The sequence below is a fragment of the Methylomonas sp. Uni0011 genome, assembly GCF_056850255.1.
Map to the genome: position 1 here is coordinate 285970 of NZ_JBVVNO010000002.1, position 15053 is coordinate 301022.

The window sequence follows — 15053 nt, forward strand, 5'->3', positions numbered from 1 at the left end:
GATGCTCCGTTTTCCTGGTCTTTCTGTGCCGATTGCCCACGCTGTTGTCGCCAATGCCGGTTTTGCCGGCGGTCCGGCTGCCGTGGCGCAACGCGGCGAACGTATCGCAACTCTGGATTTTTTTCGCGGCATTGCCATTTTGATGGTGATTTGCGGCCATTTTCTGCCGCAGCGCTTGGTCTTCGGAGATTTAGCTGCATCGTTTGCCACGATGGGCAGGGGCGGCGTGATTGTGTTTTTTTTGCTCAGCGGATACTTGATATTCAAGAGTTTACAGAGCTGCAATATCGGCCCCTTTCTATGCCGGAGGTTTTTCAAAATTTTTCCGGCGTATTGGTTGAACCTGCTGGTGTTTTTCGTTGCCGGCCAACTGGGTTTCGGTTTGGCAAGTCACTCCTATGCAATCTACCTGGCCAATTTTACGATGCTGTCCGACCTGTTCAGGTTACCCAATGTCAGCAACGTATATTGGACCCTGTTGATCGAAGTGAAGTTTTACCTGTTTATCGCTTTGTATTCCCATTTCTTAAAGAATCGTTTCGTTATGGCGGTACCGGTATTGTTTACTCTGGCTAATGCCGTGATGTTTGTGTTTAGGGGCCAGGCCAGCCAGTTGTTGACGTATTTTCCGGTTTTCTTTGTCGGTATTCAGGTGTTTTTGGCGGAGAAATCGGATTGGACAGGGGGAAGCCTGTTAAGGTTGGCTTTGATCGCCTTGTTGGCTGGACTTAACGTTGCCTTGTTCGACGGCATCTATCCGCTTTGGTCGATGGCCTATATTCTCGGCGGCGCTGTGGCGATGGCCGGACTGTTGCAATCCGGATTCTCGATGGCTTTGCTGGCGTTTTTCGGCAAGGTTTCCTATAGCAATTACTTGTACCACACCCTGGTCGGATACTCGTTGCTCGATTGGATCGGCCACCAGCAGACCTTCGCCGGCAATCTGATAGCTATTATGGGCGCGGCAGTGCTGTCGACCTGGGTGGCTTATCTGAGCTACATATTGGTCGAGTTGCCGGCGGTACGGTTTTGCAAAACCCATGAGCTACGGTTTCTGTGGCGGCTCTCCAGGGTTTGGACACGGTAATGGCAGCGGGAAAAACGGTTTTGGTGGTTTTGGGTACCCGGCCGGAGGCGATCAAGTTATCGCCTTTGGTCTTGGCCGGTAAAAATCGGAACCAATTCGATTTTCTGGTTTGCAACACCGGCCAGCATCGGCAGATGTCGGATCAAGTATTGGAGTTGTTCGGCTTGCATGCCGATTTCGATTTGGACATCATGCGTGCCGAACAAACCCTGACCGGTATCACCGTCGATATTCTGACGCGGATGCAGGATTGTCTGGACCGCTGCCGGCCGGATTGGGTCGTGGTGCAGGGCGATACGACGACCAGTTTTGCCGCGGCACTCGCGGCTTTTTACCGGAAGGTACCGGTAGCCCATGTCGAAGCCGGCTTACGCACCGGCAATATCTATGCGCCGTGGCCGGAGGAGATGAATCGACGGTTGGTATCCGAATTGGCGACGCTGCATTTCCCGCCGACCCGGTCCGCCGCGGAAAACCTGCTGGCCGAAGGGATTCCGCCGGACAGAATGTTGGTGACCGGAAATACCGGCATCGACGCTTTGAAGGGCCTGGTCAAGCGCTTGACGGACGACGCGATGTTGCAGGACAGGGCGGCGAAATCATTGAACGCGGCCGGTTTGAAAGCCGTGAGCTTGTCTGAGCGCCGGCCTTACGTACTGGTCACCTGCCACCGGCGGGAGAGTTTCGGCGCCGGCCTGGAGGCGATCTGCTCGGCGATATTGCAGCTTGCCGGCCATTTTCCCGGTTACGATTTTATTTACCCGGTGCACCCGAACCCACGGGTCAGGGAAACGGTAAACAGGCTGCTGGGAAGCGGTATCGCCAACGTTCAATTGATCGAGCCTTTGGAATATTTGCCGTTCGTCAGCCTGATGGCGGACGCCGAACTGATTTTGACCGATTCCGGCGGCGTGCAGGAAGAGGCGCCGAGTCTGGGTAAACGCGTCGTGGTTTTGCGAGACGAGACCGAGCGGACCGAGGGCCTCGACACCGGTCTGATTCGCTTGGCCGGAACCGATCCCGATAAAATAACCGCTTCTACGATAGACGCCTTGGAAGGCCGTTGGCCGCTGGCGGATAGCGCCGATGTTTACGGCGACGGACTGGCGTCGGAACGGATTATCGATACCATCGCCGCCCATTCCCCGGTTTGACCGCGCCTTACCATGAAACTACTTGCCGTATCCTACGTGCTGCCGCCCAATCTCTATTCGCAGGCCATCCAAATCGGCCGTCTGCTTTACCACGCCCGGCTGCCGATAGCCGCCGTCACGGGGCAGGTGGAGGCCTTGGCGAACGGGCTGGATGCGTATCCCGATTTCGACAGCCGCTTACTGTTTAGATTGCCGGTGGCGTACCGTGCGCCCTTATCCGGCCTGTGGCATCGAATTGCGGCGAATCTGCTGCCCTTGTATGCGCGGGCCCCCGACGAATTCCTGGGCTGGGTGCCGCTGGCCGAGCGCGCCGTGGTCGAGCGTTTAGCGCAGGGCGATTTCGCGGCGGACGTTTTGCTAACCTTCGGCGAGCCGATGTCGGACCATCTGCTCGGCCTGCGTTTGAAACGCCGCTACGGTTTGCCGTGGGTGGCGCATTTCAGCGATCCCTGGGCGGATAACCCGTTCCGGCGCCGATTTTTCCTGGCGAACATCCGTAACCGCCAATTGGAACGCGAAGTGGTTGCCGCCGCCGATCGCATCATTTTTACCTCTCAGGAAACCGTGGATTTGGTGATGGCCAAATATCCCGCGGCGTGGCGAGAGAAGACCCGGGTCCTGCCGCACGGTTTCGAGCCCGGCGCTTACGGCGACTCGCCACGCGATCCGGATGCGCCGCTGTTGATCCGTTATTTGGGGAATTTCTACGGCCACCGGTCGCCGCAGCCGTTGTTCGAGGCTTTGGCGGCCATTCTGCGCGAGGGGCCGGACGAACTGTGCGGCGTCCGCATCGAATTGGTCGGCGGAGTGCCGCCCAGGATGCTGAAATCGGCGGCCTATCGATCCTTGCCGGACGGATTGGTAACCGTGGTGCCTACCGTCGATTATTCGGCCTCGCTGGCATTGATGAAGCAAGCCGATTTGTTATTGGTGATCGATGCCCCGGACGACCTAAGCGTATTTCTGCCGGGGAAGCTGGTCGATTATTTGGGAGCCGGCGTGCCGATTTTCGGCATCGTACCGCCCGGCGCATCGGCGCAGTTAATTTCCAAAATCGGCGGTGCCGTCGCCAATCCGCGCCGACCGGCCGAAATCGCCGAGTCTCTGCGGCAGGTTTTGCACACTATTCGCGAGCGCAGAGCGGCGGGAATTACGGCGGCCTGGGGTGATCCGGAAGTGCGCGCGGCTTACAGCGCCGATGCGGTGGCGGAACGGTTCCGTTCTATTCTCGGCGAACTGGCCGGCAGCGCTGCGGATGGGTAAGGTTTTTCTCTACGGCTATTACGGCTTCGGCAACGTCGGCGACGATTTGCTGTTGGCGGCGATTTTGCGGCGCTTGCGCTCGGCGGCGCCGGATTCGAGTTTTGTCGTGCGCAGCCTGCATCCGGTAGCCGACTTGCAAAGCGAAAACGTCGAATTCAGCTGCCAGGAGCGGATTCTGTTGCAGCCGAATCTGCCGAAGTGGCGGCGCCTGCTCGACTATCTGGCGGTCAATTGGCGGTCGCTGGCCGGTTGCCGGGCCATGGTTTTCGGTGGCGGTACGCTGTTTCACGCCCGCGGCGGCGCGTTGACCAATCTGGTGTTGATTTTCCTGGCCGTCGTTCAAGCCCGGCTCAGAGGCGCCCGAGTGTTTGTGCTGGGGGCCGGCGTCGCCGAAATGCCCGGCATTTCGGCCAGATTGTTAATGGCGGCGATCCTGGCGCTGAGCGATGATTTTGCCGTGCGCGACGCCTCGTCGTGGCGCCATTGCCGGCAGGTGATCGGCGGCAATCGCGTCAGGCGTACGGCGGATCTGGTGTTCTCATTGCAGTTGCCGACGGTGCCGACAACCTCGGCCGGCAAAACGGTCGGCGTCACGTTGGCGGCCAGCGATATCGGCGCCGCGACAGACGCGTATCCGCAGTTTTTTAGCGCTCTTGCCGCGGATTTGGCGGAATTACGCGACAAGGGTTGGTCGGTCCGGCTGTTGTCGTTTCAAGAGCTGGACGATCCGCAGGCCGGCGTGTCCGATACCAAATTGCTGCAGGCCGTCGGTATCGCCGGCGAGCGCGTCGAACTGCTCCGGGTTTCGTCGGACCCGGATGCATTGTGCCGGCAATTCGCCGAACTCGATATCGTTGTCGGGATGCGGTTTCACGGTCTGGTCATGGCGGCTTTGCTGGGCCTGCCGTTTGTCGGGATTGGCCGCGACAGCAAGCTGTCCGATTTTTGTCAGGATGCCGGTATGCCGTTCCTTTCGCTTTCCGAGGCGCGGACAGGGGTGATCGCCGAAACGATAGAGGGAGCAGCGGGCAGAATGGTCGATGGCGCCAATCTTGCCTGCTGGCAAGCCTTGTCTGCGAAAAATTTCAGCCCAATCGAGGAATATCTGAAATGAGGGTGATTTTGCACGGGTTCGGCTCGTTCCCGATACTGTTTTACCACGTGGTCGAATATGCCAGACGCCGCTATCCGGAACTGGAATGGGCGATGATCTTGTCGTCGCCGCACCACGAGGCCTTGATGGTGTCTCTGCTCGGCCGGGACAACGTGTTCGTGTTGAACGCCAACGATGCTACCTGCACTGCGGAGGAAAAAAATTGGCTGTATCCGGGCAGCCTGCACCGCGATATCGACAGCGAAAAACGCAATTTCAAATTCGCCCGCTCGCAGCTCCAATTGCAACGGGCGATGAACCTGTACCGCGGTGCCAGACGGTTCATGGCGCGCTTCGCGCCGAGCCATGCTTTGGTGTCTCAGGTGGAAGGTCTGGACGGCAAGGTGTTTCTGGCGTGCGCCAAACAGATGGGCATACCGGTCGTCGTGCCGACCCATTGCCGCAATTTGGGCGGAATATTTTTTTCGCCGGACGATAGTGAGTCCTTGCCGTCGCATGCGAATGCGGGCGATTCGACTGCCAGGCAGTCCGGCGAACGGTTTCTCCGAGAGTTCCGGGAAGCGCCAAAAGCGCCGGCGGTCGGCCAGGCTGTAGCGGAAGACAACATTCTGCCAACGTTCCAAAAGCCATTGTTGCAGCGTGTGGGCTTGGCGTTACAACGCCGGTTCGACGCCAGGGAAAGCTTCGAATGGGATTACCTGCGTGCGGCGTTTTTGAATAACCTGCCTTGGCTGCGGGACGCTATTTGGAATTTGCGGCGCTGGAAAAACCAACGGCTATGCGACATTACCGGTTTGGAACAGCTCCCGGACAAATTCGTGTTTTATCCGTTGCAGTATTCGCCCGAGTCTTCGATCAATACCCCGGCACCGTATTTCGTCGATCAGATGCGGGCAATCGATGCGATTCGACATGCGCTGCCCAGCGACGTGGTTTTAGTGATCAAAGAACACCCGGCCTGCATACTGCTGCGAAGCGGCAGTTTCGTCCGCGAGTTGCTGCATAAATCCGGTGTCGTGGTGGCCCATTACGCGATGCCGTCGGCGGAAATCGTAAAACGGGCGCGGATCACGATCTCAGTGACCGGCACCGCCACCTTCGAAGCCTATCTGCTGGGCCGGCCGTCGATTACCTTGGGCAACGCCTTTTTTTCCGAGGCTTTGGGCGGTGTCTGCAATCTCCGCGATTTACGCACCAAAATTGCCGAGAAATTGGATGGCAAAGTCGATGAAGCCGAGATTATCGATTTTCTGGCCCGCGTGTTTTCGGTACGCAAGGACATCGTGTTCGGTTCGCCGGGCATGGCCGGCGAACCGGTGTTGCGCGAGGGCAATGTAACTGCGTTTGCCGAGGGCTTCATCCAACATTGCCGGACCATCGACGGAGTGGGCAAATGAATACGGTGCCGCAACAAGCCCATGTCTGCCCGATTTGCGCTGCCGAGCAGTCCAGGCCGATATCGTTCCGCGACCCCGACTCCGGGCTGCGGGTGTTGAAAACCGCCGGTTACCATTGGCGTTTATGCGGCACTTGCGGCAATGCTTTCCCGACGCAGACGGTGTCGTTGGCGGAACTACAGCAATATTGGGATCGCAACCGGGTAATCGACGATACGCCTGACGCAGATGCCGAGGCTGTCTGGCAAGGCCGTTGGCAGGCCAGCCAAATTTGGGCGCAGCGGACTTACGACTTTGTCGCGCCGTTTATACGGCCGGATATGCAACATTTTCTCGATGTCGCTTGCGGGCTGGGCGCAACCGTCGCCCTGTTCCGCGATAAGGGCTGGCAGGCGCAAGGGGTCGATGCCGACCCGAACACGCGGCAATTCCACGAAAAAGCCGGAGTGTCGGTGACGATAGGGCAGGTGGAGAATTTGCAGCCGGGAGCTGCTTTCGATGTGGTTTCGATCGCGCATGCGATTTATTTCGTCAGCCGGCCGCGGCAGTTCGTAAAGCAGGTCGCGGCGATGCTGAAACCCGACGGCCTGTTCGTCGTTATCGTCAGCGATTTGTTGTCGTCGTTGAGCGACAGTTGTCCGGGTTATGCGCACACCTGGTATCCGAGCGCCGATGCGCTGGTCTATCTGCTGGAGCAGGAAGGTTTCGTCGTGATTGCCCGCCGCCGATTGAAAGGCTCGATCATGATTTTGGCAAAACCCGGCCAAACCGTTGCGTCGCGGGCGTTTCCGCGCCGCGACTACTGGTTGCACATGAGCCAGGCCTGGCGCTTTAAATTGTTGGGCCGGCCTTACCGCTGCCTGGTAAACGGTTTAAAAAAACTGTTGCGGAAATAGTTTGGATTGCTTATGCGTAACGGCACTTCAGGCATCCGGCCAGAGGCCGGAAACGGCAAATTTGGGGTGCGGCTTGTCCGCACCGTTTTGAGAATAGGGGAGAACTGGCATGGGGCACGCGGCTGAGGTCGAGTCCGGAGAACGTTTTGAATTCGGCGAAAATTGGGCGCGTTTCTTGGCCGAGCTGTCGGATGAAAAAATCGCCGCGGCGGAGGCGTCGCTGAAACGGATGCTGGGCGTCGAGTCTTTGCAAGGTAAGACCTTTCTCGATGCGGGCTCCGGCAGCGGCTTGTTTTCGCTGGCGGCGGCGCGCCTGGGGGCAACGGTGCATTCCTTCGATTTCGACCCGAGTTCGGTTAAATGTACCGAACGGATCAAGCAGCTTAAATTCCCGGACTGCGAACGCTGGCGGATCGAGAGCGGATCGGTACTGGATCGAGCCTATGTCTCGGCATTAGGTGATTTCGATGTGGTCTATTCCTGGGGCGTGTTACACCATACCGGCGATATGGCTGCGGCATTTGCCAATATCTCCGCTTGCGTCAAACCGGGCGGTTTGCTGTTTATCGCGATCTACAACGACCAGGGCTGGATTAGCCGCTATTGGGCCTGGGTCAAACGATTGTACAACCGCAGCAGGATTGCCAAACCGGTATTGATCGCATGCCATGCCCCTTACTTGCTGGGCCTGCGCTGGCTGGTGCGCGCCGCCAGCGGACGGCTGTCGATCGAGCGCGGCATGACGATCTGGTACGACATGATCGATTGGTTGGGCGGTTATCCGTTCGAAGTGGCCAAGCCGGAACAAGTCTTCGCTTATTTCCGCGATCGCGGTTTTACTTTGACCGAAATGACGACTTGCGGCGGCCGCATGGGCTGTAACGAATTTGTGTTCCGCCTTGCCAACCGCTAACGTCAATCGCATCGTCGTCGTCCACGTCATCACCGGCCTGAACGTCGGCGGTGCCGAGCGTATGCTGTGGAAATTGCTGGCCCATGTCGACCGGGAGCGGTTCGACATGCGGGTGGTGTGCCTGATTGGCGACGGGCCGGTCGCCGACGATATCCGCGCCTTGGGCATACCGGTATTGTGTTTGGGGGCTCGGTCGCCGGTGAGCGGCTTGAAAGCCGTCGGCCGTTTGCGCAAATATTTGCTCGCGGCACGGCCGGATATTGTGCAAGGCTGGATGTACCACGGCAATTTTGCGGCCTGGGTAGGCCGCTGGCTGATCGGCCGGCGGGTACCGTTGATCTGGGGTGTGCGGCAAAGCCTTTACGACATCAATAAAGAAAAGCCGGGCACCGCGAAAATCATCCGCTTGTGTGCCTGGTTGTCCGGAGCGGCGACCAAAATCCTGTACAACTCGCAAACCGCCAGACAGCACCACGAAAACATAGGTTATGCGCCGGAGCGCGGCGATTGGCTGCCAAACGGTTTCGACACCGACGTATTCCGGCCGGACCCGGCGGCGCGGATTGCATTGCGGGAAGAACTCGGCTTGCAGCCGTATGCGGCGCTGGTCGGTATGGTCGCCCGCTACGATCCGATGAAAGGCCATGCCAATTTTCTAAAGGCCGCCGAGCTGTTGGCCGAGCGGCGCAACGATGTGCATTTCGTGTTGGCCGGGCGTGGGGTCGACTCGCAAAACCGCTTGTTTGTCGACGCCGAACGCAGTTCCGCTTTACAGGGGCGTTTGCATCTATTGGGTGAGCGCCAGGATATTGCAAGCATTACTGCCGCGCTGGATATCGCCGTCACGCCCTCGGTTTCGGAAGGCTTTGCCAACGCGATCGGCGAAGCAATGAGTTGCGCGGTCCCGTGCGTGGTGACCGATGTCGGCGATTCCGCGGCGGTTTTGGGCGACGGCGGCAGAGTCGTTGCCGCCGAAGATTCGCAGGCGTTGGCGGCCGCAATTGGCGAACTGCTCGATTTGGCGCCGGAACGGCGACAGGCGATTGGTATGCAGGCCCGGCAGCGGGTGCTGGAGCAGTTTTCGATTCAAGCGGTGGCTCAGCGTTATCAAGATCTATACCGCAGTTTGGCTGCGGCCGAGGATGCTTAAGCGATGTGCGGCATAGCGGGTTTTTTCGGCATTGGCCTGTCCGACCCGGAAGAGGTGCTGCAAGCGATGGGCGATGCGATTCGTAGTCGCGGCCCCGACGATGGCGGAATATTCTGGAGTGCTGAGGACGGGATCGGCTTGGTGCACCGCCGATTGTCCATCGTCGACCTGTCGCCGGCCGGGCATCAACCGATGCTGTCGTCCTGTCGGCGCTATGTCATCGTTTTCAACGGCGAAATTTACAACCATCCGGCGTTGCGCGAGCAACTGGAGCGGGCCGGACAGGCGCCGGTTTGGCGCGGGCATTCCGACACCGAAACCTTATTGGCGGTCATCGCCGCCTGGGGTTTGCGCAAAGCGCTGGAGTCGGCGGTGGGTATGTTTGCGCTGGCGTTATGGGATCGGGAAAGGCGCGAGCTGTCGTTGGCGCGCGACCGCTTGGGTGAAAAGCCGTTGTATTACGGTCGGATAGCCGGCGGTTTGGCTTTTGTTTCGGAACTGAAGGCCTTGCGGGCAATTCCGGGCTTCGTCGGCGACATTGATCGCCAAGCCCTGGCGTTATACATGCGGCATAATTACGTTCCCGGCTCGTTCAGTATTTATAGCGGGATCAACAAGTTGGTTCCGGGCAGTCTATTAACCTTCGACCGCAGCCAGATTGCATCGGGCAAGTTGCCGGAGCCCGATCTGTTCTGGTCCGCCGCCGCTGCGGCTGGAGACGGCTTGGCCGAGCCGTTTGCATTTAATTCCGCAGACGACGCGGTCGACGCGTTGGAGAACCGGTTGCGCGACACATTGCGTGGCCAAATGATGGCCGATGTGCCATTAGGCGCGTTTTTGTCGGGGGGCGTCGATTCGTCGACGATTGTCGCGCTAATGCAGGCCGAGGCGCGGGCTGCAGGTGCACCGCCGGTCAAGACTTTTACCATCGGCTTTGGCGAGGATGCATTCGACGAGGCCCGCTACGCAAAGGCGGTGGCCCGGCATTTGGGTACCGAGCATAGCGAACTTTACGTCAGCTCCAATGACGCGTTGGCCATCATTCCGGAATTGCCGGCGATTTACGACGAACCGTTTGCCGATTCGTCGCAATTGCCGACCTGCCTGGTTTCGCGCATGGCCCGACAGCAGGTTACGGTGGCCTTGTCCGGCGACGGCGGCGACGAATTGTTCGGCGGCTACGGCCGCTACCGGATGGCGCAGCGGCTATGGGCCAAGCTGGCAGCGGTGCCTTTGCCGCTGCGGAACGCGCTAGCCGGGGTTTTACGCGGCGTACCGGTCAAAGGCTGGGACGCTCTGTACGCTGTTGTCCAGCCCTTGTTGCCGGCCGGCACGCGTAGCGGTTTCCCGGGGGACAAGATTCATAAAGGGGCTGGCTTGTTACATAGCGCCAATCCGGCCGAGTTGTACTTGAACCTGATCAGCCATTGGCAACCGGCCGATGTGGTGCTCGACGGCGACTCTGGAACTGCGTTGCTGAAAAGTTGGCCGGAATTGCCGGAGTTGCTCGAACAAATGATGTTGTTCGATAGTTGCAGTTATCTGCCGGACGACATTCTAGTCAAGGTCGACCGGGCGGCAATGAATGTCGGCCTGGAAACCCGGGTGCCGCTGCTGGACCATCGTTTGTTCGAGTTCGTCTGGAAATTGCCGCGGCAGATGAAAGTCGGTGACGGCGAAGCCAAATGGCTATTGCGCCGGGTGTTGTACCGGCATGTGCCGAGCGAATTGATCGAACGGCCGAAAATGGGTTTCGCGGTACCGCTCGAAGAGTGGCTGCGCGGGCCGTTGCGCGACTGGGCCGAGGCCTTGCTCGACCGTTCCCGGCTCAGCCGCGACGGTTATTTCGATCCGGAGCCGATCAGGCGCAAATGGGCCGAGCATTTGTCCGGTCGGCGGAATTGGCGATTTTTGTTGTGGGATGTTTTGATGTTCAATGCCTGGCTCGATCAGCAATGAGTAACAAACTATTGGTGGTCTGCAACGACCTTGATTTTTTTCTGCTGCACCGGCTGCCGGAAACCAGCGGGGCGCTGAAACAGGGTTACGAAGTCCACGTTGCGACCCCGCCTGGGGCGCGGGTGGCGGAAATTCGCGAGCTCGGTTTTATTTATCACGAGTTGGTGTTGACCCGGAGCGGCCAAAACCCGTTGGCGGAATTGGCTGCGCTCCGGGCGATGTATGTGCTGTTCAAGCGAGTGCAACCCGATCTGGTTTACCTGATGACGGTCAAGCCGATTTTGTACGGTGGCATCGCCGCGCGCTTGGCCGGGGTCAAGGCCGTGGTTGCCGCAGTATTCGGTATGGGCTATCTGTTTACCGATACCCGGCTTAAAACCCGAATCCTCCGAACTTTGGTTTCCCGGCTATACCGTTTGGCGCTGGGGCACCGGCATATCCGTGTGATCTTTCAGAATCCGACCGATCGCGATCTAATGGTCGTGCTAGGCGTCGTCCTGCCGGAAAACACCGTATTGGTGCGCGGTTCCGGGGTCGACTTGCAGCGCTTCGCCGTTATCCCGGAGCCGGAAGGTCGGCCGGTCGTGTTGATGGCGGCACGCTTGCTGTACGATAAAGGCGTCAGGGAATACGTCGAGGCCGTCCGCTTGTTGTGTGAACAGGGTGTCGACGCGCGCTTTGTGCTGGTCGGCGACCGCGATGACGGCAATCCTTCCAGTCTAAGCCGTCAGGAAGTCGAAGCGTTGCGTGCCGATCCGAATATCGAATTTCTCGGCTTTCAAAAAAATATGCCGCAATTATTGGCCGCTGCCAATATCGTGGTATTGCCCTCCTACCGCGAGGGCTTGCCCAGAGTCTTGGAAGAGGCGGCCGCCTGCGGGCGGGTGGTCATTACTACCGACGTGCCGGGTTGTCGGGATGCGATCGAAGCCGGTATCAGCGGTTTGTTGGTACCGGTGAGAGAGGCCGCTGCGCTGGCAGATGCGATTCGGCGTCTATTGGCCGATGGCGGTTTGCGACGGGAGATGGGGCGGCGGGGCCGGCAACTGGCCGAACGACGCTATGCCGTTGCAGCCATCGTCGACGCTCATCTGGCGATTTACCGCGAATTAATCTCTGAAACTGCCGACGTTTGATTATTCGGTGCCGCTTTAAATCCCGCACTGAACGACCGGACGACGGTGATTTTCGTAGTGGCCTGATTTTGCCCGAAATTTTGCTAAAATGGCCGCCATTTCCTTTTCTCGAGCTGACATGAAACACATCGAACTTCTTTCTCCGGCCGGTACCTTGCGCAATATGCGTTACGCGTTTGCATTCGGTGCCGATGCGGTTTATGCCGGACAGCCGCGCTACAGTCTCAGGGTGCGCAATAACGATTTCCTATCCGAGAATCTGGCTAAAGGCATTGCCGAAGCCCATCAGTTGGGGAAAAAATTCTTTCTGGCGGCTAATGTGATTCCGCATAACGCCAAAGTCAAAACCTTTTTGAAGGACATGGCGCCGATCATCGCGATGCAGCCCGACGCGCTGATCATGGCCGATCCGGGGTTGATCATGATGACCCGGGAGCAATGGCCGGAGATGCCGATTCATTTGTCGGTGCAAGCCAATACGGTCAACTATGCCAGTGTTAGGTTCTGGAAGAGCATGGGCGTGGAACGGGTGATTTTGTCGCGCGAACTGTCGCTGGACGAGATCGCCGAGATTCGCCAGCAGTGCCCGGATATGGAGTTGGAAGTGTTTGTGCATGGGGCGCTGTGCATCGCTTATTCCGGCCGTTGTTTGCTGTCCGGCTATTTCAACCACCGCGATCCGAACCAGGGTACCTGCACCAATTCTTGCCGCTGGAAATACGACACCAAGCCGGCTGTGGAAAACGCCGAAGGCGACTATTTGTTGGCCGATAGCGCGGTTATTTCCATGAACGATTTGAACCAGGGGTTAAACACCGCAAGTTGCGGCGGCGCCGATCGGCATCCTCTCGCCGACAATATTTATTTCCTGGAAGAAGAAGGGCGGCCGGGCGAGCTGTTGCCGGTGATGGAAGACGAGAACGGCACCTACATCATGAATTCCAAGGATCTGCGCGCGATTGAGCACGTGCAGCGCTTGGTGGAAATCGGCATCGATAGTTTGAAAATCGAGGGCCGCACCAAATCTCATTTTTATGTGGCGCGCACCGCTCAGACTTACCGTCAGGCCATCGACGATGCTCTAGCCGGACGGCCGTTCCAACCGGAGTTGCTCGGTATTCTGGATAATCTGGCCAACCGCGGCTACACCGACGGCTTTTACCAGCGCCACCACACCCACGAACACCAAAATTATCTGTCCGGCTATTCGAAAAGTCACCAGCAGCAGTTTTGCGGCGAAATTACCGGTTTCGATGCCGCGACCGGCATGGCCGATGTCAGCGTCAAAAACAAGTTTGCGCTGGGCGACAAATTGGAACTGATTCTGCCGAGCGGCAACCGGGATATCGTCGTGGAACACATGGTCGATAAATACGGCCAGCCGATGCAGGAAGCCGCCGGCGGCGGCTACGAAGTGAAGATTCCGTTGCCGACCGCCGAGTGCGATTACGGTTTGTTGGCCCGTTATTACTGATTGGCGGAGGCGAGTATGAGCTTCGATACGGCGGATTTATGCGACCGTTTTGCCCAAACCGACAGTTTTCAGGTGGCAGAACCGGTGCTGCGCCATTTCGGCGGTAACCGCCGGTTCTGCGGTCAAATCACGACGCTAAAAGTGTTCGAGGACAATTCGCTGGTCCGCGCCGTGTTGGCGGAAAAAGTCGACGGCCGCGTATTGGTGGTCGACGGCGGCGGTTCCAAGCGTTGCGCGTTGATCGGCGATACCCTGGCCGGCTTGGCGCTGGAGAACGGTTGGCAGGGCATCGTGGTCTACGGCAGTATCCGCGGCTCCGAACTGATCCGGCAGATGCCGATCGGCGTGATGGCGTTGAACACGAATCCGTTACGCAGCAACAAGCACGGCCACGGCGACCGCGACGTGATGATCACGTTTGCCGGCGTCAATTTCAAAAAAGACCACTGTTTATATGCCGATGGCGACGGAATTATCGTCTCGGATGCGAAATTGGATTAGAATTCTTCCGTCTTAACCCAGTAAAACACTCAAGAATATGCAAATAGTACTCGCTAACCCCCGTGGATTCTGTGCCGGCGTCGATCGGGCCATTGAAATCGTCGATCAAGCGATCGATACGTTTGGTGCGCCGATTTACGTACGACACGAAGTGGTGCATAACCGCACCGTAGTCGATGGCTTAAAGGAAAAGGGTGCCGTTTTTATAGAAGAACTCAGTGACGTGCCGGTCGGCTCTTATCTGATATTCAGTGCGCATGGCGTGTCCAAGGCGGTGCAGCAAGAAGCGGAGGAGCGCCAGTTGACGGTGTTCGATGCGACTTGTCCGCTGGTGACCAAGGTGCATATGCAGGTGGCCAAACATGCCAAGCAAGACCGGGAAGTGATTTTGATCGGCCACGCCGGTCATCCCGAAGTTGAGGGTACCATGGGCCAGTACGATAAATGCACCGAGCACGGCGATATTTATCTGGTCGAAACGCCGGAAGACGTCAAAAACCTGAAGGTCAACAATCCGGACAATCTGGCTTACGTGACGCAAACCACACTGTCGATGACGGATACTAAAGTCATGGTCGACGCGTTGCGCGAACACTTTCCGTCGATCAAGGAACAAAAGAAAGACGACATTTGCTACGCCACCCAAAACCGGCAAGATGCCGTACACGACTTGGCGAAAATCTCCGATCTGATCCTGGTGGTCGGTTCGCCTAACAGTTCCAATTCCAATCGTTTGCGGGAGATTGCCGAACAACTGGGCAAACCGGCCTACCTGATCGACACCTATAAGGATTTGAAACAAGAATGGTTGGACGGTATCGAAGTGGTCGGCGTCACCGCCGGTGCCTCGGCCCCGGAAGTGCTGGTGCAGGAAGTGATCAACCAATTGAAGGAGTGGGGCGGTGAAGACACTGCTGTGCGTGAGAACAAAGGTATCGAAGAAAAAGTGGTGTTTTCGATTCCGAAAGAATTGAAAAAAGCCATGGAAGCCTGATTTTTAGGAGTCGTT

General features: G+C 58.0%; 13 protein-coding genes. All 13 read left to right on the top strand.

Annotated features, from left to right (window positions below; translation table 11 throughout):
• Position 1 precedes the first annotated feature (1 nt).
• The 13 genes from AC0IM9_RS04045 to ispH all read left to right on the top strand — a co-directional run bounded on the left by AC0IM9_RS04045 (position 2) and on the right by ispH (position 15038).
• Positions 2–1087 (top strand): acyltransferase family protein, encoded by a 1086-nt coding sequence (locus AC0IM9_RS04045; protein WP_482803156.1) that lies wholly within the window; start codon positions 2–4, stop codon positions 1085–1087.
• Positions 1087–2241 (top strand): non-hydrolyzing UDP-N-acetylglucosamine 2-epimerase, encoded by a 1155-nt coding sequence (gene wecB / locus AC0IM9_RS04050; RefSeq protein ID WP_482803157.1) that lies wholly within the window; start codon positions 1087–1089, stop codon positions 2239–2241. The genes AC0IM9_RS04045 and wecB overlap by 1 nt, the downstream gene beginning before the upstream one ends.
• A gap of 12 nt (positions 2242–2253) precedes the next feature.
• Entirely contained in the window at positions 2254–3504 is a 1251-nt protein-coding gene (locus AC0IM9_RS04055) for a glycosyltransferase (RefSeq protein ID WP_482803158.1), read from the top strand.
• Positions 3497–4618, top strand: a complete 1122-nt coding sequence (locus AC0IM9_RS04060; RefSeq protein ID WP_482803159.1) for a polysaccharide pyruvyl transferase family protein — start codon at positions 3497–3499, stop codon at positions 4616–4618. Before AC0IM9_RS04055 ends, AC0IM9_RS04060 begins: the two co-directional genes overlap by 8 nt.
• Complete coding sequence (locus AC0IM9_RS04065; RefSeq protein WP_482803160.1) at positions 4615–6015, top strand: capsular polysaccharide export protein, LipB/KpsS family; 1401 nt, start codon at positions 4615–4617, stop codon at positions 6013–6015. Before AC0IM9_RS04060 ends, AC0IM9_RS04065 begins: the two co-directional genes overlap by 4 nt.
• Entirely contained in the window at positions 6012–6911 is a 900-nt protein-coding gene (locus AC0IM9_RS04070; RefSeq protein ID WP_482803161.1) for a class I SAM-dependent methyltransferase, read from the top strand. Before AC0IM9_RS04065 ends, AC0IM9_RS04070 begins: the two co-directional genes overlap by 4 nt.
• A 109-nt stretch (positions 6912–7020) precedes the next feature.
• On the top strand, positions 7021–7824 hold the full coding sequence (locus tag AC0IM9_RS04075; protein ID WP_482803162.1) for a class I SAM-dependent methyltransferase: 804 nt from the start codon (positions 7021–7023) through the stop codon (positions 7822–7824).
• On the top strand, positions 7811–8974 hold the full coding sequence (locus AC0IM9_RS04080; protein ID WP_482803163.1) for a glycosyltransferase family 4 protein: 1164 nt from the start codon (positions 7811–7813) through the stop codon (positions 8972–8974). Before AC0IM9_RS04075 ends, AC0IM9_RS04080 begins: the two co-directional genes overlap by 14 nt.
• Positions 8975–8977: 3 nt before the next feature.
• Entirely contained in the window at positions 8978–10933 is a 1956-nt protein-coding gene (gene asnB, locus AC0IM9_RS04085) for an asparagine synthase (glutamine-hydrolyzing) (RefSeq protein ID WP_482803164.1), read from the top strand.
• Positions 10930–12069 carry a glycosyltransferase family 4 protein gene (locus AC0IM9_RS04090; protein WP_482803165.1) on the top strand — a complete coding sequence of 380 codons (1140 nt, stop codon included), beginning with the start codon at positions 10930–10932 and terminating at the stop codon, positions 12067–12069. The genes asnB and AC0IM9_RS04090 overlap by 4 nt, the downstream gene beginning before the upstream one ends.
• A 118-nt stretch (positions 12070–12187) precedes the next feature.
• Positions 12188–13543 (top strand): prephenate-dependent tRNA uridine(34) hydroxylase TrhP, encoded by a 1356-nt coding sequence (gene trhP / locus AC0IM9_RS04095; RefSeq protein WP_445371124.1) that lies wholly within the window; start codon positions 12188–12190, stop codon positions 13541–13543.
• Between the two features lie 15 nt (positions 13544–13558).
• Positions 13559–14044 carry a ribonuclease E activity regulator RraA gene (rraA, locus tag AC0IM9_RS04100; protein ID WP_482803166.1) on the top strand — a complete coding sequence of 162 codons (486 nt, stop codon included), beginning with the start codon at positions 13559–13561 and terminating at the stop codon, positions 14042–14044.
• A 37-nt stretch (positions 14045–14081) separates the two neighbouring features.
• On the top strand, positions 14082–15038 hold the full coding sequence (ispH, locus tag AC0IM9_RS04105) for a 4-hydroxy-3-methylbut-2-enyl diphosphate reductase (protein ID WP_140911345.1): 957 nt from the start codon (positions 14082–14084) through the stop codon (positions 15036–15038).
• The last annotated feature ends 15 nt before the right edge of the window (positions 15039–15053 follow it).